The sequence below is a fragment of the Amycolatopsis tolypomycina genome, assembly GCF_900105945.1.
Lineage (GTDB): Bacteria > Actinomycetota > Actinomycetes > Mycobacteriales > Pseudonocardiaceae > Amycolatopsis > Amycolatopsis tolypomycina.
Genome location: NZ_FNSO01000004.1, coordinates 395,937 through 419,861 on the forward strand (window position 1 = coordinate 395,937; position 23,925 = coordinate 419,861).

Sequence of the window (23,925 nt, forward strand, 5' to 3'; positions counted from 1 at the left end):
CCGGGCACAATGACCGCATGCCCGAACTCCCCGAGGTCGAAGTCGTCCGCCTGGGCCTGCAGGCGCACGTCGCGGGCCGGACCATCCGCGAGGCGGAGGTCCTGCACCCGCGCGCCATCCGCCGGCACGCCCTGGGTGCGGACGACTTCACGCAGCGGCTCACCGGCACCCGCGTCGAGGCGGCGCGGCGGCGGGGCAAGTACCTGTGGCTGGAACTGTCCGACAAGGAGGCGCTGCTGGCCCACCTCGGCATGAGCGGGCAGATGCTCGTCCAGCCGCCGGACGCGCCCGACGAGAAGCACCTGCGGGCGCGGCTGCGCTTCGACGACAACGGGCCGGAGCTGCGCTTCGTCGACCAGCGGACGTTCGGCGGCCTGGCGCTCGACGACCTCACCGACATCGGCGGCGACGTCCTGCTCCCGGACACGATCTCGCACATCGCGCGCGACCCGATGGACCCGGAGTTCGACCTCGACGCGGCGGTGCGCGCGCTGCGGTCGCGGCGCACCGAGGTCAAGCGGGCGCTGCTCGACCAGACGCTCGTGTCGGGCATCGGCAACATCTACGCGGACGAGGCGTTGTGGCGCGCCCGCCTGCACGGCACCCGGCCGACGGAAAAGCTCACCATGGCCAAGGGTCGCGAGCTGCTGTCGGCGGCGTCCGACGTGATGAACGCGGCGCTGGCGGCGGGCGGCACGTCGTTCGACGCGCTGTACGTGAACGTCAACGGGCAGTCGGGCTACTTCGACCGGTCGCTCGACGCGTACGGCCAGGAGGGCATGCCGTGCCACCGGTGCGGCACGGCGATCCGGCGGGAGCCGTTCATGAACCGGTCGTCGTTCTCGTGCCCGCGGTGCCAGCCGCGGCCGAGGCGAACTCGGGTTGATATTGGGGGTGCGCCTTTCAGCTAGGATGAATGTGCCTGGTAGCTGAGGAGTGCATCGTGGTCAAGGAGCCCGGAAAGTCGACGCTGGCCGACAAGATCGACCGGCTGTTCCACGTGGTGCGCCGGCCCGATCGGGAGCCGTACAGCAACGAAGAGGTCGCCAAGGCCTGCCGCGAAGCGACGGGCGAGAGCTTTTCGACGACGTACCTGTGGCAGCTGCGCACGGGCCGCCGCGACAACCCGACCAAGCGCCACCTCGAAGCACTCGCGCAGTTCTTCGGCGTCCCGCCGGCGTACTTCTTCGACGACGAGCAGAGCCGGAAGATCGCGGAGGAGCTGGCCCTGCTGGGCGCCCTGCGCGACGCGGGGGTGCGGGACCTGGCGCTGCGCGCGGTCACGTTGTCCTCCGACGGCCTCGACACGATCAGCGACATGATCGACGCGATCGCCCGGCGCGAGGCCGGCCGCGGCCCGAAGAAGGAGGGCTGAGCGGGGGCGGGTTTCCCGCGCCTCGTTTCGTTGCCGGTCACTGCCTACCGGGTGGTGTCGCGAGTCGCTGCCGAGGCTCCACCTCCACGCGTCGGCGCTCGGGCTTGTCGGTATCGTCGCGGGGCGCCGGTCCGGCTTCGGACCGCCTGTGGGGGAACCACTTCCCGGATCCGCGCGTCGGATTTTCCCCGGCCGCGCAACCACGGGCGCTCTGCCGCGTTGATCCGGCTGGAGGGGTTCGGCCGCGGCGTGGGGAAGGAGGGCCGAAGTGGCGCGACCATCGTGGCGGCGGCAGCCGGCCCGCTCGCTCTGGCAGCGGGCGCGTCAGGTCGCCGATGCCGTCAGCCTGCCCGAACCGTTCGACGCGGAAGCGTTCGTCGCGCGGCTGGCCGCCGAGCGGGGCCGTCCCATCGAGCTGATGCCCGTCAGCGTTCCCGCCGAGGGCGCGCCGTGCGGGTTGCTGATGAGCACCGAACGCGCCGACTACATCCTCTACCCGACCGGCACGACGGCCCTGCACCGGCGGCACATCCTGCTGCACGAGGTCGGGCACCTGCTGTGCGGCCACGTCGGGTCGGACGCCGGCGCCGACGGAGTGGCCATCGACGCCGCCGGGCGGCAGCTGATGCCGAACCTCTCGCCCGAGCTCGTCCGGCGCGTGCTCGGGCGCACCACCTACTCCGCGGTCGAGGAGCGCGAAGCCGAGCTCGTCGCGAGCCTGCTCGCGCAGCGCGTCGTCCGGACGGCGGAACCGCGCGAACCCGCGCCCGGCGTCCCGGAGGGCGTGCGGCGCTTCGATTCGGTGTTCGGCGGCCGGCCCCGGCGCCGCACGCCGTGACCGAAACCCTCGCCTACTACCTCTGCCTCGCGGGCTTCGCCGGGTTCGGGTACAAGCTGATCGAGGCGCGCCGCAGCCAGCCGGCGCGCACGATGTGGTTCCTCGCCGGCTTCGGCATCTGCATCGCCGCCGGCATCGTCGTGCTGACGCCGGCGATGTCGGCCCTCGCCGGCCCGGGCCCGGTGGCCGAGTGGGTGCTGAGCCTGGCCGGCGACGAGCTGAAGCTGGGCGCGATCGGGTTCGCCGTCGCCTTCACGCAGTCGGTGTGGCGCGGCGAAGGGGCACGGCTGGCGCCGCACGCCCTGTTCACCGGCGCGACGATGGTGCTCCTCGCGGTGTTCTTCGTGCTGTCCGAGCCGCGGCGCGTCGGCGACGAGACGGTGTTTTCGGACGCGGCCCTGCCGTACGCGCTGGCCGACAAGCTGGTGTTCCTGTTCTACAGCCTGATCAGCCTCGGCCTGCTGTTCGCGGTGTTCGTCCGCAGCGCGTGGCAGGCGGAGCCGGGGCCGCTGCGAGCCGGGCTGTGGCTGCTGGTCGTCGGGGTGGGCGCGGCGACCGCGTGGACGTTCTGGGACGTCGACGACGTCGTGCGGCTCGCCCGCACGGCGCGGATCGGCGCCCGCGAGGACCTGCCGTCGTCGGTACTGGCGGCGGTGACGGTCGGGTGCGTGGCGGCGGGCGCGACGCTCAGCGCGTGGTCGCCGGCGGTGGCGTCCCTGATCGGCCGCGTCCGCGCGTACCGGGCGTACCGCCGCATCGAGCCACTGTGGACGGCGTTGCGCACGGCGGTCCCGGGCATCGCGCTCGACCCGGGCCGCGAACTGGCGGGCGGCGCAGAGTTCGCGCTGTACCGCAGGGTGATCGAAATCCGCGACGGCCACCTGGCCCTCCGAGCCCACTTCGACCCGGACCTCCCACCCCGAGCAGAGGCGGCGGCCCGCCGAGCAGGAGTCCCCGAAGCCCACCTGGCGGCCACGGTGGAGGCGGTGACCCTGGCGGCAGCGATCGAGGCGGGCCGCACGGGACGCCGGTTCGAGCGCGCCCCCGAGCGGGAAGCCGAGCAGGACAAGGACGCGGACGTAACGGCCGAGGCGGCCTGGCTGGTCGAGGTGAGCCGGGCATGGCGCCACCGCGACGCGCTGGTGGAGCGGGTACAGGCGGGCTGAAGGGCACCTTCGTCTCATCTGGTGCCCTTCAGCGTGGGTAGCGGGCTCCGTTCACCGTCACCCTCAGCGTGTACAGCGAGCTCGAAGCCGTGATGAACAGCTCGTTGCCCCGTGCGCCGCCGAAGGTGAAGTTCGAACAGATCTCCGGGATGCGTAGCTTGCCGATGCGGGTTCCGTCCGGGGCGAAGCAGTGCAGGCCGTCGTGAGCCGCCGCCCAGACCTGGCCTTCGCCGTCCACCCGTACTCCGTCGAAGCCGCCGCTGTCGCTCGTTGCGAAGATCTCGCCGCCCGTCAGCCCGCCGTTCTCGCCGACGGAGAACACCCTGATGTGGCTCGGGTTCTGACGCGTGTCCGCGATGTACAGCCGCGATTCGTCCGCCGAGAACGCCAGGCCGTTCGGGCGGCTGAAGTCGTCGGCGGCGATCGTCACCGAGCCGTCCGGGGCTGCGCGGTACACGTGGCATGCGCCGATCTCGCTCTCCGCGCGGTACCCCTCGTAGTCACTGTCGATGCCGTAACTCGGGTCGGTGAACCAGATTGACCCGTCCGAGTGCTCGACGACGTCGTTCGGGCTGTTCAGCCGCTTGCCCCGGTACTCCGACGCCAGCACCGTGACCGACCCGTCGTGCTCGGTGCGCGTCACCCGACGCAGGCCCTGCTCGCAGCTGACGAGCCGCCCCCGGCGGTCGACCGTGTGGCCGTTCGCGTAGTTCGACGGCTGCCGGAAGACGCCGACGTGCCCGGTCGTCTCGTCCCAGCGGAGCGTGCGGTCGTTCGGGATGTCGCTGAACACCAGGTAGCGGCCGGCCGGGAAGTAGGCGGGCCCTTCGGTCCAGCGGCAGCCCGTGTGCAGGCGCTGCATCCACTCGTCGCCGTTGACGCGGGCGAACCGCTCGTCGAGCAGCTGGAAGTCGGTCTTGACCAGATCCATCTCTCACCCCTAATGAAGTTCTGTCAGAAGCATGGAACACCGAACCTGATATGGTCAAGTCGTGGACGAAGTAGATCGAATCCTGTTGAACGAACTGCAGCGCGACGCGACGCAGGCGTATGCCGCCCTCGGCAGGGCCGTTGGGCTCTCCGCGGGCGCGGCCCACGAACGGGTGCGCAAGCTGCGGGAGCAGGACGTGATCCGGCGGACCACAGTGGACGTCGACCCGGCCGCCGTCGGCCGGGGGGTCGCGGCCTTCGTGCTCGTCGAAGCGAACGCCTGGATGGGCGACCACCCGGTGCGCGAAGCCCTCGAGGCGCTGCCGGAAGTCGTCGAGGCGCACGTCATCGCCGGTCCCGCGTCGCTGCTGGTCAAGGTGCGCACGGCGACGACCGAAGACCTCCAGGCGTCGCTGCGCCGCCTCTTCGCGATCGACGGCGTCACCGGCACACAGACGATCGTGGTCCTCGAATCCTTCTTCGAGCGGCCGGTGGACACCCGGGGCTGAACCCGCCGCCACTCCGATGGCCCTCCGCCGTGCGCACTACTGTGCAATGCGTGGTACCTTCTCAAGCGTAAGACTGGAGGGTGCAGTGGAGATCAGTCAGCTGCTCAAGGGCGTGCTCGACCTCGCCGTCCTCGCGGTGCTCCGCGAAGAAGACGGCTACGGGTACGACGTCCTGAGAAGACTCCGGGCCGCCGGCTTGGACGAGGTGGGGGACGCGTCGGTGTACGGAACGCTCCGCAGGCTCTACAAGGCCGGCCTGCTGACTTCGTACGTGGTGCCCAGCGAAGAGGGGCCCCACCGCAAGTACTACAGCCTGAACGAGCCGGGCCGGGCGCGCCTCGCGGAGTCGGGCAAGACGTGGCAGAGCTTCGCATCGACGATGAACGTGCTTTTGGGAGAGGCAGCATGAGCGAGAAGCCGACCGCCGTGCGGGTGTATCTGGCGCGGGTCCGGACCGCGCTCGCCGACCTGCCCGCGAGCGAGATCGAAGAGATCCTCGAGGACGTCCGCCCGCACCTGGCGGAACTGGAGGCCGAGCTGGGGGAGGGTGCCCGCGTCGAGGCCCTCATCGAACGGCTCGGCTCGCCGGAGAGCTACGCCGCCGAGCTGCGCGCGTCCGGTGGGTACCCGGCGCCGGGGGAGGGCACCACGCAGGTGCTCGCCACCCCGGCCGCGCCCAGCCTGGTGAAGCCGCGGATCGCGTTGTGGGGCCTGGTGTTCAGCTCGCTGGCGTTCGCGCTGCTGGCGTTCGGCGCGGCCGTCTCCCGCGACCCCGACGTGTTCCTCGGCGTGCTGTTGTTCGGGCCGGTGTTCCTCGTCAGCCTGGCGCTGCTCCTGCGCGGCGGGGTCGAGCCGGTGCTGGCCCTGCCGGAAGCCGGGTGGCTGCGCGCCACCATGGCGAAGGCCCGCGGGCAGGAGGACGCCGGCAAGCTCCTGCGCTACCTCGGTTCGCTCAAGCCGGCGTGGTGGGTGCTGTGCGCGGTCGTGCTGATCGCGTTCGGGCTGCTGTTCATGCTGCAGCGCCGGAGCGGGGTGCTGCTGCTGCCGTTCCTGATCCTCGCGGCGGTGGGGGCGCTGTGGGCCGGCCCGCGGGTGCGTTCCGACCGCCGGCTGCTGTGGGTGGCCGTGCCGATCTCGGCCTTCGTCATCGGCGGTGCGCTCGGCGGGTTCGGCGCGGCGATCGACCTGTTCGCCCGCGGGCACTCCTACTCGGGCCCGTCGTCGTACTACCCGTCGTCGTCCGACAACTACGGCAACGACCAGCTGACCTACGGCGGCCGCGGCATCGAGAACGTCTACGCCTTCGACGCCGAGGGCAAGCCGCTGACCGAGATCTACCTCTACGACGAAGAGGGCAGGCCGATCACCGTGACCCGCTACGGCTGCGAGCGCTCGAGCGGCAGCAAGCAGAAGATCGGCGAGGACAACCGGTTCCCGCGGCCGAAGATCGAGCAGGGCGTCACCGACGACCAGGGCAACTACAACGGCTACAACGGTTACCGCGGTGCCTGCCGGGAGCTGGCGGGCGTGCCGTTCAGCGCCGCGATCCCGAAGGTGACGGTGCCGCCCACGACCACGGCCGCCACCACACCGCCGTCTTCGTCCACGCCGGCCTCGCCGACGCCGACGAAGTAGGGGGAACGAACGCCGGGAGCGGGGTCGGGGCCGCTCCCGGCGTTCACCCGATCCGAACACGCCGGAAACGTCCCGCCAACGCGGGCGTGCTGAGCTGGGCGGGTGCTGCCGGAAGCCTTCGCGCCGCGGACCAGAACGGTCCACGGGTACGAGCGCGCCTACCGGATGGCCGGGCGCGGGCCCGCGGTGCTGTTCCTGCACGGCATCGGCGACGACTCGTCGACGTGGCTGGAGCTGCTGACGTCCCTGGCGGACGACTTCACGGTCATCGCGCCCGACCTGCTCGGCCACGGCTTTTCGGCGAAACCGCGTGCGGACTACTCGGTCGCCGCCTACGCGTGCGGCATGCGCGACCTGCTGACCACGCTCGACGTCGACCGGGTGACGGTGGTCGGGCACTCCCTCGGCGGCGGGGTCGCGATGCAGTTCGCCTACCAGTTCCCGGAACGCTGCGAACGCCTGGTCCTGGTGGGCTCGGGCGGGGTCGGCGCGAGCGTCCACCCGCTGCTGCGGCTGGCGGCGGCGCCGGGCGCGGGACTGCTGCTGCCGCTGCTGGGAGCCCGGCCGGCGTTGCCGGTGCTGCGCGGACTGGCCGGGCTGCTGCGGATTTCCGACGACCTCGACTACGTGGTCGCCCGCTACCTGCGGCTGGTCGAGCCGGGCACGCGGTCGGCGTTCCTGCGGACGCTGCGCTCGGTCGTCGACTGGCGCGGGCAGGTGGTGAACATGGTGGACCGGTGCTACCTGACCGAGGGCATCCCGACGTTGCTGGTGTGGGGGACGGAGGACAGCGTGGTCCCGAGCGGCCACGCGCTGCGCGCGCACCGGGCGATGCCGGGCAGCAGGCTGGTGCTGTTCGAGGGGGCCGGCCACTTCCCCCACCGCTCGGACCCGCGGCGGTTCGCGGAGATCCTGCGCGAGTTCCTGTCTTCGACCCCACCGGCGAGCTACGACCGCGCCCGGTGGGGCGAGCTCCTGCGTGCGGGCCGCCCGGAGGAGATGGCCGACCCGGCCGGCGACGCTCCTGTGGTGTCTTCGGGCACCTGAGCAGCCCCCGGTTTCCACGCTACCGGCGGGCACCGACGGTTCCGGGCCATCGGCGGGGCCGGTGTGGACTACCAGGGCTGTGGCTCGGAGTTGTGGACAACCCGGGCCGCCTCGGGCCGGGACTGACGAAACTGTCGGACCTTCCCGGTAGCGTGGAAAACGGGGGCTGCTCGGTCGCGGTGGCTCGGACTCACGGCCTGGGACCGGGTGACTGGACCCGGGCTCGGGCCGGGTGGCTCGGACCCGAGGCTCGGTCCTGGTGGCTCGGAGGTGGGGGTTCGGTCGCGGTGGCTCGGACCCGAGGCTCGGTCCTGGTGACTTGGAGCCGGGGCTCGGGCCGGGTGGCTGTGGCTCGGTCCCGTGGCTTGGACCCGGTGGCTGTGGCTCGGTCCCGGTGGTTCGGACCGGGGCAGGCGAACCAGGGAGGCGGACCGGGAGCTCGGACACGAGGGCACCCGAGAACACGGGCACCCGAGAACACGGGCACCCCAGGACACGGGGGCACCCGAGAACACGGGCACCCCAGGACACACGGGCACCCGAGAACACAGGCACCCGAGGACACGGCAAAGGCCGCCTCCCGGGGGAGGCGGCCTTCACTCTTCCGATGGGTCAGTGGCCGAACGCGCTGCGCGCCGCGAGGTCTGCCAGCAGGGCGCGGCCCTTCTCGGCGTTGCGTGGCTGGGACAGGACGTCGTAGCGGCGGGCCACCAGCTGGCTCTGCGAGATGAACCCGCGCTTGTTGCGGTTCACCGCGTAGCCCAGCGCGCCGAAGAGCAGGTTGAACCCGAGACCGGCGACGAGGCCGATCACGATGGGGACCAGGCCGGCGCCGGGGTTCAGCAGGCTGAGCATCAGGCCGAGGAACAAACCGAACAGCGCGCCGGACGTTGCTGCGCTGCTCAGCACGCGACCCCAGGACATCTTGCCCGCGACCCGCTCGACGAGCATCGGTTCCACGCCCACGATCGTGACGTCGGTGACGGGGAAGTCCGCGCCCGCGAGGTGGTCGACCGCCCGCTGTGCCTGCTCGTAGGACTCGTACGAACCGATCGGCCAGCCGGTGGGCAGGGTCGGCAGCTGGGGCCGGGCCTGCGGCTGTCCGATCGTGGTCTGCTGCGTGAATGCTGTGGTCATCGATCTCACCTCTCTTGTCCCGTTCAACGTGCGGGGACCCCGGTTTTCCTCCCGGACGGGCGAATTCACAGACTCTTCTCAGCCGGGCAACCCGGGCAAACCAGCCATCGCCGCAATGGATCAAAAAGATACCTTTGTTCCGGTTGACCCGGCGAGGCTGACCGGGTAGGAAGGACCGGCAAAGGATTCATACCAAACCTTTGGGGCGACGATGGCACGCAGGCGAGGCATGCTCACGCTCGACGAACTCCGGGCGCGCGTGGACGCGGGCACGATCGACACCGTGCTCGTCGCGCTCACGGACATGCAGGGCAGGCTCCAGGGCAAGCGCTGCTCGGCCGAGTACTTCCTGGACGAGGTCGTCGGCCACGCCACCGAGGCCTGCAACTACCTCCTCGCCGTCGACGTCGACATGAACACCGTCGACGGCTACGCGCTCTCCTCCTGGGACAGCGGCTACGGCGACTTCGTGCTGCGCCCCGACTTCGACACCCTGCGGGAGATCCCCTGGCAGGAGGGCACCGCGCTGGTGCTGGCCGACGTCGAGCGCGTGCAGGGCGGCGCAGTCAGCGTGTCGCCTCGCCAGATCCTGCGCCGCCAGCTCGACCGGCTCGCCGAGCGCGGGCTCGCCGCCTACGTCGGCACCGAGCTCGAGTTCATCGTCTTCGACGACACCTACGAAGCAGCCTGGGACAAGCGCTACCACGGCCTCAAGCCCGCCAACCAGTACAACGTCGACTACTCGATGCTCGGCACCGCGCGGCTGGAACCGCTGCTGCGCCGCATCCGCAACGACATGGCCGGCGCCGGGCTCTACCCCGAGTCCGCCAAGGGCGAGTGCAACCCCGGCCAGCAGGAGATCGCCTTCCGCTACACCGACGCGCTCGCGACCTGCGACAACCACAGCGTCTACAAGAACGGCGCCAAGGAGATCGCCGCGCAGGAGGGCAAGAGCCTCACCTTCATGGCGAAGTACAACGAGCGCGAGGGCAACTCCTGCCACATCCACATCAGCCTGCGCTCCACCGAGGGCCGGGCCGTCCTGGCCGGTGACGGCGAGCACGGCTTCTCGAAGCTGATGGAGCACTTCCTCGCCGGCCAGCTCGCCGGGCTGCACGAGCTGACGTACTTCTTCGCGCCGAACATCAACTCCTACAAGCGGTTCGTGCCCGGCAGCTTCGCGCCGACGGCGATCGCCTGGGGCACCGACAACCGCACCTGCGCGCTGCGCGTCGTCGGGCACGGCGAGTCGCTGCGCGTCGAAAACCGCGTGCCGGGTGGCGACGTCAACCCGTACCTCGCCGTCGCCGCGCTCATCGCCGCCGGGCTGCACGGCATCGAAAACGAGCTGGAGCTCGAAGAGCCCTTCGCCGGCAACGCCTACAACTCCGACCGTGGCACCGTGCCGACCACCCTGCCCGAGGCCGCCGCGGCCCTCGCGGGCAGCGACCTGGCGCGCGGGGCGTTCGGCGACGACGTCGTCGACCACTACCTGAACGCGGCGAAGATCGAGATCGACGCCTACAACGCCGCCGTCACCGACTGGGAGCTGATCCGTGGCTTCGAACGACTCTAGGCCGGTGATCGGGCTCTCCAGCTACCTGGAACCCGCGAAGTTCCTGGTCTGGGACACCGAGGCGGTGCTGCTGCACCGCGTCTACGTCGACTGCGTCGTCGCGGCGGGTGGCATCCCGGTGCTGCTGCCGCCGGTCTCCGACGCGTACGAGAAGCTGGTGTCCACTGTGGACGGGCTGGTGCTCACCGGCGGCGCCGACGTCGAGCCCGCGCGCTACGGCCACGAGCCGCACCCGGCCACCTACGTCCGGCCGGAGCGGGACGCCTTCGAGTTCGGCCTGTTCGAAGCGGCCCGGCGCGCACGCAAGCCGGTGCTCGGCGTGTGCCGCGGCCTGCAGGTGATGAGCGTCGCCCTCGGCGGCACGCTCACCCAGCACCTGCCCGAGAGCGCGAACACGACCGACCACCAGCCCGCGCCCGCGACGTTCGGCCGGGGCACGGTCACCCTCGCCGAAGGCAGCCGGGCGGCGGCGATCCTCGGCCCCGAAACCAAGACCCTCTGCTACCACCACCAGGCGATCGACCGGCTCGGCACCGGCCTCGAAGCCGTCGGCTGGGCGGAAGACGGCACCATCGAGGCCGCTGAACTACCTGGTGAGTTCACCCTCGGCGTCCAGTGGCACCCGGAGCAGGACACCGACGACGTCCGGCTGTTCCAGGCTCTCGTCGAAGCGAGCAAGGAGAACCGATGACCACGAGTTTCGACGTCCTCAACCCGGCCACGGAGGAGGTGGTGCGGAGCGTCCCGGAAACCAGCGTCGAAGAGACGGATGCGGCGATCGCCCGTGCCCACAAGGCGTTCCCGGCCTGGCGCGACGTCGCCCCCGGCGACCGCGCGCGGCTGCTGCGCCGCTTCGCCGACGCCGTCGAGGCCGACATCGAGCACCTCGCCCGGCTCGAGGTCGAGAACTCCGGGCACACCATCGGCAACGCCCGCTGGGAAGCCGGCAACGTCCGCGACGTCCTCAACTACTACTCCGCCGCCCCGGAACGCCTGATCGGCAAGCAGATCCCGGTGCCGGGCGGCATCAACGTCACCTTCCAGGAGCCACTGGGCGTCGTCGGCGTGATCGTGCCGTGGAACTTCCCGATGCCGATCGCCGGCTGGGGCTTCGCGCCCGCGCTCGCCGCCGGCAACACCGTCGTCCTCAAGCCCGCCGAGCTGACGCCGCTGACCGCCCTCCGGCTGGCCGAGCTGGCGCGCGAAGCAGGCATCCCCGAGGACGTCTTCCAGGTCCTGCCCGGCAAGGGGTCGGTGGTCGGACAGCGGTTCGTCGACCACCCGGCCGTGCGGAAGGTCGTCTTCACCGGCTCCACCGAGGTCGGCAAGCAGATCATGGCCGGCTGCGCGGCCCAGGTGAAGCGCGTGACGCTGGAGCTCGGCGGCAAGAACGCCAACATCGTCTTCGCCGACTCCGACCTGGAGAAGGCCGCGGCGACCGCGCCCTACGGCGTCTTCGACAACGCCGGCCAGGACTGCTGCGCCCGGTCGCTGATCCTCGTGCAGGCCAGCGCGTACGACCGGTTCATGGAGCTCCTGGAGCCCGCGGTGCACGGCGTCGTCGTCGGCGACCCCGGCGACGAGAAGACCGAGATGGGCCCGCTGATCTCGGCCGCGCACCGGGACAAGGTCGCCTCCTACGTCCCGGACGATGCGCCCGTCGCGTTCCGCGGCACCGCGCCCGCCGGGCCCGGCTTCTGGTTCCCGCCGACCGTCGTCACCCCGCCCGACCTGCGCCACCCGCTCGCCGCGGAAGAGGTGTTCGGCCCGGTCGTCGCCGTCGTGCCCTTCGCGGAAGAGGCCGACGCGATCCGGATGGCCAACGCGACCGAGTACGGCCTGTCCGGCTCGATCTGGACCCGCGACGCCGGCCGCGCGTTCCGAGTTGCGCGCGGCGTCGAATCCGGCAACCTCTCGGTGAACTCGCACTCGTCGGTGCGCTACTGGACGCCGTTCGGCGGCTTCAAGCAGTCCGGCCTCGGCCGCGAGCTCGGCCCGGACGCCGCCGCGGCGTTCACCGAAACCAAGAACGTCTTTCTGAGCACGGAGGAGTAATGGTCCAGCGTTTCGAAGGCCGCGTCGCGGTCATCACCGGCGGCGCCAGCGGCATCGGGCTCGCCTCGGCCCGGCGCCTGGCGAGCGAAGGCGCGAAGGTCGTCATCGCGGACCTCTCGCCCGCCGAAGGCAAAGCCGCCGCCGACGAGATCGGCGGCGCGTTCATCCAGACCGACGTCACCGACGCCGAGCAGGTCGAGAACCTGTTCCACAGCACGGTGGAGCAGTTCGGCTCGGTCGACGTCGCCTTCAACAACGCCGGCATCTCGCCGCCGGAGGACGACTCGATCCTCACCACCGGCATCGAGGCGTGGGACCGCGTGCAGCGGGTCAACCTGACGTCGGTGTACCACTGCTGCAAGGCCGTCCTGCCGCACATGCAGCGCCAGGGCAAGGGCTCCATCATCAACACGGCCTCGTTCGTGGCGGTGATGGGTGCGGCGACGTCGCAGATCTCCTACACCGCCTCCAAGGGCGGCGTGCTCGCGATGAGCCGCGAGCTCGGCGTGCAGTTCGCGCGGGAGAACATCCGCGTCAACGCGCTGTGCCCGGGCCCGGTGAACACCCCGCTGCTCAAGGAGCTGTTCGCCAAGGACCCGGAACGCGCGGCGCGGCGGCTGGTCCACGTGCCGGTCGGCCGGTTCGCCGAGCCGGCGGAGATCGCGGCCGCGGTCGCCTTCCTGGCCAGCGACGACGCCAGCTTCATCACGGCGTCGCAGTTCCTGGTCGACGGCGGCATCTCCGGGGCGTACGTCACGCCGATCTGACAAGCTGGCGCGGTGACGGGACCGAGGCCCAGCCAGGACGACGTGCTCGGCTACTTCGAAACGCTGTCGAACTGGGGGCGGTGGGGCGAAGACGACGAGCTCGGCACGCTGAACCACATCACCGACGACGTCCGGCTGGCGGCGGCGCGAGCCGTGCGCCACGGGCGGAGCGTGTCGTGCGCGTGGGAGGTGGCCGTCCCGGAGGAGATGGAGCGCTCGACGACGGCGTGCCCGTGCTTCGCCGACACGCCGGGTGCCGGGGCCATGCCGATCCCCGGGTTCCGCAACGACCGGCACTGGGGCTACTCGAACGAGCGGCTCGGCATCCTGTTCCACGGCAACACGGTCACCCACGTCGACTCGCCGTGCCATATCTTCTGGGACGGCCGGATGTACAACGGGCGGCCGCACTCGCTGGTCGACGCCGAGACGGGCGCGGCGTGGGGAGCCGTCACGGCGGCGGCGAACGGCATCGTCACGCGGGGAGTCCTGCTGGACATCGCGGAGGTCCGCGGGGTGCCGTCGCTGGAACCGGGCGACGGGGTGTTCCCCGCCGACCTCGAGGAGGCCGAGCGTCGCCAGGGCGTCCGGGTGCGCTCCGGCGACGCGGTGCTCCTGCGGACCGGCTACGGCCGCGTCCGGCACGAGGCCGGCCCGTCCGGTGGGGTCACGCAGGCCGGCTGGCACGCGTCCTGCCTGCCGTGGCTGCACGAACGCGGAGTGGCGCTGATCGGCGCCGACACGCCCACGGACGTCCAGCCGTCGGGCTACGACGACCTGGCGATGCCGGTGCACACCGTGGGCCTGGTGGCGATGGGCCTGTGGCTGCTCGACAACTGCGACCTCGAGGCGTGTGCGGTGACGGCCGCCGAGCTGGGCCAGTGGGACTTCCAGCTCGCGATCGCGCCGGTCCGCTTCGCCGGGACGTCCGGCAGCCCGGTCAACCCGATCGCCACGTTCTAACGCTTGGTCTGCTTCTTGACGTCGTAGACCTCCCGCAGGTGGCGCCAGGCGGCGTTGAGCTTCTTGCGCTCTTCGGAGATCTCCTTCTCCCGGCGGCGCAGGATCCGGGTGGCGATCTCGGAGGCGAGGAACGCGCCGGCGGCGAAGGTCAGCGCGCCGACGATCAGGGTGAGGGCGATCACGGTGGTGGTCATGCCGACCAGCGTCGGCCGCGCGTGGGCGTTTTGTCCCTGCGCAAAGCTAGCGGGTTTCGTTAGCTTTGTGAGGTGACGCACTGGCGCGCCGACGAGTGGGCGGAAGCGGTCCGGGCCGGCATCCGCGCCCGGGGCCTTTCGCTGGACGAGGCGGCCCGCCGCATCGGTGTTCCGACGTCGACGCTGCGCAGCTGGATCGAACACCGGCACGCGCCGAAGGTGACGGTGTTCGACCACTGGGCCGAGCTCGCCGAGGTCACCGGGATCGGGGAGGCCGAGCTGCTGCGGGTCGCCGGTGTCCTGCCCGACAGCCTCGCGAGCCCGGTGCACGTGGCGCAGGCGGCGAAGGCGCTGCGGGAGGGCATCGACCGGGCCGGGCAGTTCCTCCGGCAGGCCACGGCGCTCGTCTACTCCTCGCCGGGCACCCAGGTGGCGAACGCGATCGCCGCGTCGCCGGTCGACTGGGAGATGCGGATCCGCTCGGCCACCCGCGGCGACGAGGTCCGCGTCACCTACCACCACTACGTCGGGATCGTGCCGCCGCGGGACTTCCCCTACGACGACGCCGAGGTCCGCCGCATCATCGAGCACGACGTCCTCGGCGAGCTGTGGCGGCCGCTGGGGCTGTACTGGCGGGTCGCGGAGGTGCACGACTGGCACGAGCCGCCCCGGCTGGTCATCCAGGTGCCCGAGCAGGAGGCGACGCGGCCGCCCGCGCCGTCGCCGGTCGTCGCCGCGCCGCCGGTGGTCGTGCTGTCGCCGATCTGGGGGTACGGCGAGCTGCTGGCGTCGCTGGTCGCCGACGGCCTCGGCTTCGGCAACGTCGACTTCCGCTACTTCGGCCTCCCGGACGCGATGGCCGACCGCGTCCGGATCACCGCCCGCGAGCTGGCCGACCCGGCACCGCGCCTGGTGCACTCGGTGCCGCCGATCATGCTGCTGCACGGCCTCGCCGTGCCCGACCTGACCGGACGGCTCCCGGTCGTGGTCCGCTACGGGCCGCGGATGCGCGCGCGGGCGGCCCGGATCTACCGGTCGGCGCTGCTCGAAGCCGGGTTCGCCGACCCCCTCGACGGCGCTCGCGCGATCGAGGAGGCGATCTCGCCGCCGCCGGGCAGCCCCCACTTCGAGGTGACGCTCGCCGACGAGGACATCTTCGACGGCGAGCGGCCGTCGCTGGACCGCCTCAACGACTCGGTGGCGTGGCACGCCGAGCAGATCGTGGAGCAGGTCCTGCTGGGCGCGGGCCTGCCGCCGGTGCCGGTGGGCGGCCCCCTCAAACGCCTGGTCCTGCCCTCCGGCCGGGTCCGCCGCCCGCCCGCGCTGGCCGGGAGCGTGGTCCGCCGGGTCACCGGAACGTCATGAAAGAGTCGTTCATGACATCAGACGTCATGAACGACTCTTTCATGACATCTGGGGGAGCGGTCGAGGCCGGATCGAGGACCGATGTGGTGTTGGCCGGGTGAAGTAGACGCCCGCGGGAAGCGCCGGGTACCGTTACCGCCACAACTGCAGATCGGGCCGTAGAGCCGAGGCGGGAGAGCCCTCACGAAGTCGGTGGGGCACCGAAGGAGCAAACTCCCCGGAATCTCTCAGGTACCTGCTACCGCTTCGCGCGAGGCCACTCTGGAAAGCAGGCGCACCCGCGCCTCACCCAAGGTGAAAGCCGCTGCACAGGCGGTGAAACTCTCAGGTGCCATGACAGAGGGGGAGTTCCAGCGCACCGTTCTGTCCGGTGCCCGGCCCAAGGAGCTCCCGATCACTTCCACGCAGTTCGACGCCCGCCACATCGGCCCGTCCGAGGCCGAACGCGCGAAGATGCTGGCCGAGTGCGGCTACGGCAGTCTCGACGCCCTCGTCGGCGCCGCCGTCCCGAGCGCCATCCGCGCGACGAAGGAACTCGCCCTCCCGCCCGCCGCGTCCGAAGAGGACGCCACCGCGGAGCTGCGGGCCCTCGCCGCGCGCAACCGGCCGATGACGCAGATGATCGGCCTCGGCTACTCCGACACCGTGACGCCGGGCGTGATCCGCCGCAACGTCCTGGAGAACCCGGCCTGGTACACCGCGTACACGCCCTACCAGCCGGAAATCTCGCAGGGCCGCCTCGAAGCCCTCCTCAACTTCCAGACGATGGTCGCCGACCTGACCGGCCTGGCCACCGCGAACGCCTCGCTGCTGGACGAGTCGACCGCCGTCGCCGAGGCCGTCACGCTCATGCGGCGCGCGTCGAAGTCCAAGTCGAACAAGGTCGTCCTCGACGCCGAGTGCCTGCCGCAGACCATCGCCGTCGTGCGCACCCGCGTCGAAGCCCTGGGCATCGAGGTCGAGGTCCGCGACCTGCTCACCGGCCTGCCCGACGACTTCTTCGGCGTCGTCGTCCAGTACCCGGGCGCGTCCGGCGTGCTGCGCGGCCGCGGCTTCTACCACGCGATCTCCGAGTCGGCGAAGGCCGCGGGCGCGCTGTTCACCGTCGCCGCCGACCTCCTCGCGCTGACCCTGATCACCGCGCCCGGCGAGTTCGGCGCCGACGTCGCCGCCGGGTCGACCCAGCGCTTCGGCGTCCCGCTCGGCTACGGCGGCCCGCACGCCGGGTACATGTCCGTCCGTGCCGGCCTCGAGCGGTCGCTGCCGGGGCGCCTGGTCGGTGTCTCGGTCGACGCCGACGGCAACTCCGCCTACCGCCTCGCGCTCCAGACGCGGGAGCAGCACATCCGCCGCGAGAAGGCGACGTCGAACATCTGCACCGCGCAGGTCCTCCCGGCCGTGCTGGCCGCGATGTACGCGGTCTACCACGGTCCCGACGGCCTGAAGAAGATCGCCCAGCGCGTCCACGGCCTCGCCGCGGGCTTCGCCGGCGCCCTGCGCCGGACCGGCGTCGAGGTCGTGCACGAGTCCTTCTTCGACACCGTCGTCGCGCGCGTCCCGGGCCAGGCCGCCGAGGTCCACGCGGCCGCCCGCGAGGCCGGGATCAACCTCGGCCACGTCGACGCCGACCACGTCCGCGTCGCCTTCGACGAGGTCAGCACGCCCGCCATCGCCGCGGAGGTCCTTCGCGCCTTCGGGGTCGAAGAGGCCATCGAAGACGGCGTCGCGCTGCCGAACGGCCTCGCCCGCGAGAGCGGCTTCATGGGCCACGAAGTCTTCGGCACCCACCGCTCGGAGACGGCGATGCTGCGCTACCTGCGCAAGCTGTCCGACCTGGACTACGCGCTCGACCGCGGCATGATCCCGCTCGGCTCCTGCACGATGAAGCTCAACGCCACCACGGAGATGGAGCCGATCAGCTGGCGCGAGTTCGCGGGCATCCACCCGTTCGCCCCGGCCGAGGACGCGGCCGGGTACCACGAGCTGGTGTCGCAGCTGGCCGACTGGCTGGCCGAGGTCACCGGCTACGACAAGGTTTCGCTGCAGCCGAACGCGGGCAGCCAGGGCGAACTCGCCGGGCTCCTCGCGATCCGCGCCTACCACCGCGCGAACGGCGACGAAGCCCGTGACGTCTGCCTGATCCCGTCGAGCGCGCACGGCACCAACGCCGCGTCCGCGGTGCTGGCCGGGATGCGCGTGGTCGTCGTGAAGTGCACCGACGAAGGCAACGTCGACCTCGCCGACCTGCGGTCCAAGGTGGACACCCACCGCGACACCCTGGCCGCGATCATGGTGACGTACCCGTCCACGCACGGCGTGTACGAGCACGACATCGACACCCTCGCCAAGATCGTCCACGACGGCGGCGGCCAGGTGTACGTCGACGGCGCGAACCTCAACGCCCTGCTCGGCCTGGCCAAGCCGGGCGAGTTCGGCGGCGACGTCTCGCACCTCAACCTGCACAAGACGTTCTGCATCCCGCACGGCGGTGGCGGCCCGGGTGTCGGCCCGGTCGCGGTGCGCGCGCACCTCGCGCCCTACCTGCCGAACCACCCGCTGCTCGACGCGGCCGGCCCGGAGACCGGCGTCGGCCCGATCAGCGGCGCGCCCTACGGCTCGGCGTCGATCCTGCCGATCTCCTGGGCCTACGTCCGGATGATGGGCGCGCCGGGCCTGACCGTGGCCACCAAGGTCGCCGTGCTCGCCGCGAACTACGTCGCTTCGCGCTTGGCGCCGCACTACCCGGTGCTCTACACGGGCCAGGACGGCCTGGTCGCGCACGAGTGCATCCTCGACCTGCGCCAGATCACCAAGGAGACCGGCGTGACGGTCGACGACGTCGCCAAGCGGCTCATCGACTACGGCTTCCACGCGCCGACCATGTCGTTCCCGGTCGCGGGCACGCTGATGGTCGAGCCGACCGAGTCCGAGGACCTGGGCGAGATCGACCGGTTCTGCGCCGCGATGATCGCCATCCGCGCGGAGATCGACGAGGTCGCGAACGGCAAGTGGAGCGCCGGGGAGTCGCCGCTGCGCGGCGCCCCGCACACCGCCGAGACGCTGGTCGGGGACTGGGACAAGCCCTACAGCCGTGAGCTGGCGGTGTATCCGGCGGGTGTTTCGCGCAAGAACAAGTACTGGCCCCCGGTGCGTCGCATCGACGGCGCCCGCGGCGACCGTAACCTCGTGTGCTCCTGCCCGCCCCTCAACGCTTACGAAGGCTGACGTGTCCAAGGAAACCTCCCTGCACGGAGTCCACAAGGGACTCGGTGCGCTGTTCACCGACTTCGCCGGCTGGTCCATGCCGGTCCGCTACGCCAGCGAGCTGGCCGAGCACAAGGCCGTCCGCGAGGCGGCCGGGCTGTTCGACCTCTCGCACATGGCCGAGATCCACGTCACCGGCGAGCAGGCGGCCGACGTCCTGGACTTCGCGCTGGTCGGCAACCTGACCGGGGTCAAGCCGGGCCGGGCGCGGTACACGATGATCTGCAACCCCGAAGGCGGTGTGCTGGACGACCTGGTCGTCTACCGGCTGGCCGACGAGCACTACCTGGTCGTCGCCAACGCGGGCAACGCGAAGGTCGTCGCGGACGCCCTGGCCGAGCGGGTCGCGGGCTTCGACGCGGTGGTCGACGACCGGTCCGAGACGACCGCGCTGATCGCCGTCCAGGGCCCGAAGGCCGTCGAGATCCTGGCCGCGGTCACCGACGCCGACCTGGACGCGCTCAAGTACTACGCCAGCGTCCCGGCCTCGGTGAAGGGCCACGACGTCCTGCTCGCCCGCACCGGCTACACCGGCGAAGACGGCTTCGAGCTGTTCGTCGACGCCGACGAGGCGCCGGCGCTGTGGCGCCTGCTGCTGGAAGCCGGCGAACCGCACGGCCTCGTCCCGGCGGGGCTCGCCTGCCGCGACACGCTGCGCCTGGAAGCCGGGATGCCGTTGTACGGCAACGAACTCACCGTCGAGCAGAGCCCGTTCGAGGCCGGGCTCGGGCGCGTGGTCAAGTTCGAGAAGCCGGGCGACTTCGTCGGCCGCGCCGCTCTCGAGGAGCGGTCCAAGCAGGACGTCCCGCGGGTGCGGGTGGGGCTCAAAGGCGCCGGCCGCCGCGCCCCGCGGCACGGCTACAAGCTGCTGGTAGACGGTACCGAGATCGGCGAGGTCACCAGCGGCGCCCTGTCGCCCACGCTGGGTTACCCGATCGCCATGGCGTACGTCGATCGGGCGTACGCCGAGCCCGGCACCGAGCTCTCCGTCGACATCCGGGGCAGGATCGAGCCCGTCGAGGTCGTCGCCCTGCCCTTCTACTCCCGCGCGTAAGGACTCCTGAACCGTGAGCATCCCCGAGAACCTGCAGTACACCAAGGAACACGAGTGGCTGAAGGTCGACGACGGCATCGCCACCGTCGGCATCACCGCCTTCGCCGCCGAATCGCTCGGTGACATCGTGTTCGTCCAGCTGCCCGACGCGGGCTCGACGATCACCGCCGGCGAGGTGTTCGGCGAGGTCGAGTCGACCAAGTCGGTCAGCGAGCTGTACGCGCCGGTCTCCGGCGAGGTCGTCGAGGTGAACGGCACCACATCGGACACCCCCGAGGTCATCAACTCCGACCCCTACACCGAAGGATGGCTCCTGAAGGTGCGTCTGACCGGGGACGTGCCGGACCTGCTCGACGCCGCCGCCTACGCCGCGCACACCCAGGAGAACTGATGACGACTTTCGACGCCCCCCTCGCCGACGTCGACCCCGAGGTCGCCGCGGCCGTCGCCGACGAGCTGACCCGCCAGCAGTCGACCCTGGAAATGATCGCCTCCGAGAACTTCGCCCCGGTCGGCGTGCTCGAGGCGCAGGGCTCGGTGCTGACCAACAAGTACGCCGAGGGCTACCCCGGCCGCCGCTACTACGGCGGCTGCGAGCACGTCGACGTCGTCGAGCAGCTCGCCATCGACCGCGCGAAGGCCCTCTTCGGCGCCGAGCACGCCAACGTCCAGCCGCACTCGGGCGCGCAGGCCAACGCGGCCGCGATGTTCGCCGTGCTCAAGCCGGGCGACACGATCCTCGGCCTCGACCTGGCGCACGGCGGTCACCTGACGCACGGGATGAAGATCAACTTCTCGGGCAAGCTCTACAACGTCGTCGCCTACCACGTCGACAAGGAGACCGGCATCGTCGACCTCGCCGAGATCGAGCGGCTGGCCGTTGAGCACGAGCCGAAGCTGATCATCGCCGGCTGGTCCGCCTACCCGCGCCAGCTCGACTTCGCCGAGTTCCGCCGGATCGCGGACAAGGTCGGCGCTCGCCTGATGGTGGACATGGCGCACTTCGCCGGGCTGGTCGCGGCCGGGCTGCACCCGTCGCCGGTGCCGCACGCCGACATCGTCACCACGACCACGCACAAGACCCTCGGCGGCCCGCGCGGCGGCCTGATCCTGTGCCGCGAGGAGCTGGCGAAGAAGATCAACTCGGCGGTGTTCCCGGGACAGCAGGGCGGGCCCCTCGAACACGTCATCGCGGCCAAGGCCGTCGCGCTGAAGATCGCCGCGAGCGAGGAGTTCAAGGAGCGCCAGGAGCGCACCCTCGAAGGCTCGCGGATCCTGGCTTCGCGGCTGTCGCAGGAAGACTGCGCGGCGGCGGGTGTCCGGGTGCTGACCGGCGGCACGGACGTCCACCTGGTGCTGGTCGACCTGGTTCAGTCTTCTTTGGACGGTCAGCAGGCCGAGGACCGGCTGCACGAGGTCGGCATCACGGTCAACCGCAACGCCGTCCCGTTCGACCCGCGGCCGCCGATGATCACGTCGGGCCTGCGGATCGGCACGCCGGCGCTGGCGACCCGCGGGTTCGGGGCCGAGGACTTCGCCGAGGTCGCCGACGTCATCGCCGAGGCGCTGAAGCCGGACTTCGACGACGCCGTGCGGGCCAAGCTCCGCGACCGCGTCGAGACCCTGGCCAAGAAGCACCCGCTGTACGCGGACCTTTCGCGATGAGCGCCCAGCCCGAGGGCCGGAAGCTGCTGCGTCTCGAGGTTCGCAACAGTGAGACGCCGATCGAGAAGAAGCCGTCGTGGATCAAGACGCGGGTGCGGATGGGGCCGGAGTTCACCGAGCTCAAGGGTCTGGTTCGTCGCGAGGGTCTGCACACGGTCTGTGAAGAGGCTGGTTGTCCCAACATCTACGAGTGCTGGGAAGACCGTGAGGCCACGTTCCTGATCGGTGGGGACCAGTGCACGCGCCGGTGTGACTTCTGCCAGATCGACACGGGGAAGCCGGCGGCGTTGGACACGTCGGAGCCGCGGAAGGTCGCGGAGTCCGTGCAGGCCATGGGGCTGCGCTATTCGACGGTGACCGGTGTTGCGCGGGATGACCTTCCCGATGGTGGCGCGTGGCTGTACGCGGAAACTGTGCGGCAGATCCACGCGTTGAACCCCGGTACGGGCGTCGAATTGCTGATTCCGGATTTCAATGCGGATCCTGCGCAGCTGGCGGAGGTTTTCGGGTCGCGGCCTGAGGTTCTTGCGCACAACGTGGAAACAGTTCCGCGGATTTTCAAGCGCATCCGCCCGGGATTCCGCTACGCTCGATCGCTGGAAGTCATCACGGCCGCGCGTGAGGCCGGTCTGGTGACGAAGTCCAATCTGATCCTCGGGATGGGCGAAACCCCGGACGAGGTGGCGCCGGCGATGCAGGACCTGGTGGATGCCGGGTGCGAGATCCTGACGATCACGCAGTACCTGCGTCCGTCTCCGCGGCACCACCCGGTGGACCGCTGGGTCAAGCCGGAGGAGTTCGTCGAGCACTCTCAGGCTGCGGAGGCGATGGGCTTCGCGGGTGTGATGGCCGGGCCGCTGGTGCGCTCGTCGTACCGCGCGGGACGGCTGTACGCCCAGACCAAGCGTTACCGTGGAGAAGAGCTGCCGGAGAACCTGGCCCACCTCGCCGACCAGGGCCCGGCTTCGCAAGAGGCCAGCTCGCTGCTGGCCCGTTAAGGAAGGGGCGGATCAATGGCGATCAGCGTCTTCGACCTGTTTTCCATCGGCATCGGCCCGTCGAGCTCCCACACCGTCGGGCCGATGCGGGCGGCACTGACCTTTGTGGATGGACTCGGCGGCGAACTCGGCTCGGTGGCCCGCGTGCAGGCCGAGCTGTTCGGCTCGCTCGGCGCGACCGGGTTCGGCCACGGCAGCGACAAAGCCGTCCTGCTCGGACTGTCCGGTGAGCGTCCCGAAGAGATCGACACGGACACCGTGCCGGGCCGCATCGCGGACATCCGCGGCGCCGGGCGGCTGCTGCTGGGCGGCACGCACGAGATCGCGTTCGACGAGGACACCGACCTCACCATGCACCGCCGCAAGTCGCTGCCCGCGCACCCGAACGGCATGGTGTTCCGCGCGTTCGACGCGTCGGGCGCGCTGCTGCGCGAGCGGACGTACTACTCGGTGGGCGGCGGCTTCGTCCGCGACGAGTCGTACGAGACGGACACGGTGTTCGTCGAGGACTCGACCCCGGTGCCGTACCCGTTCCGCACCGGCGCGGACCTCCTGGCGCACTGCGCGTCGACCGGCCTGCCGATCAGCGAGATCATGCTGGCGAACGAGCTTTCCTGGCGCACCGCCGAGGAAGTGCGCTCGGGCCTGCTGGACATCTGGGCGGTCATGGCGGAGTGCGTCCGCAACGGCTGCACGCACGAAGGCGTCCTGCCCGGCGGCCTGAAGGTGCCGCGGCGGGCCCGCGCGCTGCACGAAAAGCTCCTGGCCGAGGACGGCGCGGACGACCCGCTGTACGCGATGGACTGGGTGAGCCTGTACGCCCTCGCGGTCAACGAGGAGAACGCGGCGGGCGGCCGCGTGGTGACGGCCCCGACCAACGGCGCGGCGGGCATCATCCCGGCGGTGCTGCACTACTACCAGCGGTTCATCCGGCACTCGTCGGACGACGGCATCGTCACGTTCCTGCTCACCGCGGGCGCGATCGGCTCGATCCTCAAGCAGACGGGCTCGATCTCGGGCGCCGAGGTCGGCTGCCAGGGCGAGGTCGGGTCGGCGTCGGCGATGGCGGCGGCGGGCCTGACGGAGGTGCTGGGCGGCACCCCGGCCCAGGTGGAGAACGCGGCGGAGATCGGCGTGGAACACCACCTCGGCCTGACCTGCGACCCGGTCGGCGGCCTGGTCCAGATCCCGTGCATCGAGCGCAACGCGGTGGGCGCGTCCAAGGCGATCCACGCGGCCCGCATGGCCATGCGCGGCGACGGCAGTCACGTGGTGACGCTGGACAAGGCGATCAAGACCATGCGCGAGACGGGCGCGGACATGAGCGTGAAGTACAAGGAGACCGCCCGCGGCGGCCTGGCGGTGAACGTCATCGAGTGCTGACCGG

The 23,925-nt window shown here is 71.1% G+C and carries 23 protein-coding genes and 1 riboswitch; of the genes, 20 read left to right on the forward strand and 3 right to left on the reverse strand.

Annotated elements, in window-relative coordinates:
* Positions 1 to 17 precede the first annotated feature (17 nt).
* The 4 genes from mutM (at position 18) to BLW76_RS12480 (ending at position 3,379) form a co-directional block, all read left to right on the forward strand.
* The gene (gene mutM / locus BLW76_RS12465) at positions 18 to 911 is read left to right on the forward strand and encodes a bifunctional DNA-formamidopyrimidine glycosylase/DNA-(apurinic or apyrimidinic site) lyase (protein WP_091306438.1); all 894 of its coding nucleotides are present in this window, start codon (positions 18 to 20) and stop codon (positions 909 to 911) included.
* 32 nt (positions 912 to 943) lie between these two features.
* Positions 944 to 1,375, forward strand: coding sequence for a helix-turn-helix domain-containing protein (locus tag BLW76_RS12470; protein ID WP_091306441.1), 432 nt, complete (start codon positions 944 to 946; stop codon positions 1,373 to 1,375).
* A 268-nt stretch (positions 1,376 to 1,643) separates the two neighbouring features.
* The gene (locus BLW76_RS12475; protein WP_208613279.1) at positions 1,644 to 2,213 is read left to right on the forward strand and encodes a hypothetical protein; all 570 of its coding nucleotides are present in this window, start codon (positions 1,644 to 1,646) and stop codon (positions 2,211 to 2,213) included.
* The gene (locus BLW76_RS12480; protein WP_091306442.1) at positions 2,210 to 3,379 is read left to right on the forward strand and encodes an MAB_1171c family putative transporter; all 1,170 of its coding nucleotides are present in this window, start codon (positions 2,210 to 2,212) and stop codon (positions 3,377 to 3,379) included. The genes BLW76_RS12475 and BLW76_RS12480 overlap by 4 nt, the downstream gene beginning before the upstream one ends.
* 28 nt (positions 3,380 to 3,407) lie before the next feature.
* On the opposite strand, the gene BLW76_RS12485 is transcribed toward BLW76_RS12480, so the two are convergent.
* Entirely contained in the window at positions 3,408 to 4,310 is a 903-nt protein-coding gene (locus tag BLW76_RS12485) for an SMP-30/gluconolactonase/LRE family protein (RefSeq protein WP_091306445.1), read from the reverse strand.
* A 61-nt stretch (positions 4,311 to 4,371) separates the two neighbouring features.
* Here BLW76_RS12485 and BLW76_RS12490 point away from each other — a divergent pair, with 61 nt between their 5' ends.
* From BLW76_RS12490 to BLW76_RS12505, 4 genes are all read left to right on the forward strand, one after another.
* The gene (locus BLW76_RS12490) at positions 4,372 to 4,818 is read left to right on the forward strand and encodes an Lrp/AsnC family transcriptional regulator (protein ID WP_091306448.1); all 447 of its coding nucleotides are present in this window, start codon (positions 4,372 to 4,374) and stop codon (positions 4,816 to 4,818) included.
* Between the two features lie 85 nt (positions 4,819 to 4,903).
* Positions 4,904 to 5,227: a PadR family transcriptional regulator gene (locus BLW76_RS12495; protein ID WP_086843254.1), complete on the forward strand. Its 324-nt coding sequence runs from the start codon at positions 4,904 to 4,906 to the stop codon at positions 5,225 to 5,227.
* Positions 5,224 to 6,453: a DUF1700 domain-containing protein gene (locus BLW76_RS12500; RefSeq protein ID WP_091306450.1), complete on the forward strand. Its 1,230-nt coding sequence runs from the start codon at positions 5,224 to 5,226 to the stop codon at positions 6,451 to 6,453. Before BLW76_RS12495 ends, BLW76_RS12500 begins: the two co-directional genes overlap by 4 nt.
* A gap of 165 nt (positions 6,454 to 6,618) precedes the next feature.
* Positions 6,619 to 7,500 carry an alpha/beta fold hydrolase gene (locus BLW76_RS12505; protein WP_244170650.1) on the forward strand — a complete coding sequence of 294 codons (882 nt, stop codon included), beginning with the start codon at positions 6,619 to 6,621 and terminating at the stop codon, positions 7,498 to 7,500.
* Positions 7,501 to 8,112: 612 nt separating this feature from the next.
* Here BLW76_RS12505 and BLW76_RS12510 read toward each other — a convergent pair.
* Entirely contained in the window at positions 8,113 to 8,637 is a 525-nt protein-coding gene (locus BLW76_RS12510; protein ID WP_091306456.1) for a YflT domain-containing protein, read from the reverse strand.
* 211 nt (positions 8,638 to 8,848) lie between these two features.
* On the opposite strand from BLW76_RS12510, the gene BLW76_RS12515 reads away from it, so the two are divergent.
* From BLW76_RS12515 to BLW76_RS12535, 5 genes are read left to right on the forward strand one after another with little or no spacing between them, the layout of a single operon-like run.
* Positions 8,849 to 10,213: a glutamine synthetase family protein gene (locus tag BLW76_RS12515; protein WP_208613280.1), complete on the forward strand. Its 1,365-nt coding sequence runs from the start codon at positions 8,849 to 8,851 to the stop codon at positions 10,211 to 10,213.
* Positions 10,194 to 10,904, forward strand: coding sequence for a gamma-glutamyl-gamma-aminobutyrate hydrolase family protein (locus BLW76_RS12520; RefSeq protein ID WP_091306460.1), 711 nt, complete (start codon positions 10,194 to 10,196; stop codon positions 10,902 to 10,904). Before BLW76_RS12515 ends, BLW76_RS12520 begins: the two co-directional genes overlap by 20 nt.
* Positions 10,901 to 12,268, forward strand: coding sequence for an aldehyde dehydrogenase family protein (locus BLW76_RS12525; protein ID WP_091306462.1), 1,368 nt, complete (start codon positions 10,901 to 10,903; stop codon positions 12,266 to 12,268). Before BLW76_RS12520 ends, BLW76_RS12525 begins: the two co-directional genes overlap by 4 nt.
* Entirely contained in the window at positions 12,268 to 13,035 is a 768-nt protein-coding gene (locus BLW76_RS12530) for a 3-oxoacyl-ACP reductase (protein ID WP_091306464.1), read from the forward strand. The genes BLW76_RS12525 and BLW76_RS12530 overlap by 1 nt, the downstream gene beginning before the upstream one ends.
* A gap of 12 nt (positions 13,036 to 13,047) precedes the next feature.
* Entirely contained in the window at positions 13,048 to 13,998 is a 951-nt protein-coding gene (locus BLW76_RS12535) for a cyclase family protein (protein WP_091306467.1), read from the forward strand.
* On the opposite strand, the gene BLW76_RS12540 is transcribed toward BLW76_RS12535, so the two are convergent.
* Complete coding sequence (locus tag BLW76_RS12540; protein WP_091306469.1) at positions 13,995 to 14,192, reverse strand: hypothetical protein; 198 nt, start codon at positions 14,190 to 14,192, stop codon at positions 13,995 to 13,997. The two genes, BLW76_RS12535 and BLW76_RS12540, sit on opposite strands and share 4 nt — an antisense overlap.
* Positions 14,193 to 14,264: 72 nt before the next feature.
* Here BLW76_RS12540 and BLW76_RS12545 point away from each other — a divergent pair, with 72 nt between their 5' ends.
* From BLW76_RS12545 to BLW76_RS12575, 7 genes are all read left to right on the forward strand, one after another.
* Entirely contained in the window at positions 14,265 to 15,557 is a 1,293-nt protein-coding gene (locus tag BLW76_RS12545) for a helix-turn-helix domain-containing protein (protein ID WP_091306471.1), read from the forward strand.
* A gap of 160 nt (positions 15,558 to 15,717) precedes the next feature.
* Positions 15,718 to 15,811, forward strand: a riboswitch (glycine riboswitch).
* A gap of 139 nt (positions 15,812 to 15,950) precedes the next feature.
* A complete protein-coding gene (gene gcvP / locus BLW76_RS12550) occupies positions 15,951 to 18,782 on the forward strand; it encodes an aminomethyl-transferring glycine dehydrogenase (RefSeq protein ID WP_091319328.1) in 2,832 nt (943 codons plus the stop codon).
* Position 18,783: 1 nt separating this feature from the next.
* Positions 18,784 to 19,875 (forward strand): glycine cleavage system aminomethyltransferase GcvT, encoded by a 1,092-nt coding sequence (gene gcvT, locus BLW76_RS12555; protein ID WP_091306474.1) that lies wholly within the window; start codon positions 18,784 to 18,786, stop codon positions 19,873 to 19,875.
* Positions 19,876 to 19,888: 13 nt separating this feature from the next.
* Positions 19,889 to 20,266 carry a glycine cleavage system protein GcvH gene (gcvH, locus tag BLW76_RS12560; RefSeq protein ID WP_091306476.1) on the forward strand — a complete coding sequence of 126 codons (378 nt, stop codon included), beginning with the start codon at positions 19,889 to 19,891 and terminating at the stop codon, positions 20,264 to 20,266.
* On the forward strand, positions 20,266 to 21,540 hold the full coding sequence (gene glyA / locus BLW76_RS12565; protein WP_091306478.1) for a serine hydroxymethyltransferase: 1,275 nt from the start codon (positions 20,266 to 20,268) through the stop codon (positions 21,538 to 21,540). Before gcvH ends, glyA begins: the two co-directional genes overlap by 1 nt.
* Entirely contained in the window at positions 21,537 to 22,538 is a 1,002-nt protein-coding gene (gene lipA, locus BLW76_RS12570) for a lipoyl synthase (RefSeq protein ID WP_091306481.1), read from the forward strand. Before glyA ends, lipA begins: the two co-directional genes overlap by 4 nt.
* A 15-nt stretch (positions 22,539 to 22,553) precedes the next feature.
* Positions 22,554 to 23,921, forward strand: a complete 1,368-nt coding sequence (locus tag BLW76_RS12575; RefSeq protein WP_091306482.1) for an L-serine ammonia-lyase — start codon at positions 22,554 to 22,556, stop codon at positions 23,919 to 23,921.
* Positions 23,922 to 23,925 lie beyond the last annotated feature (4 nt).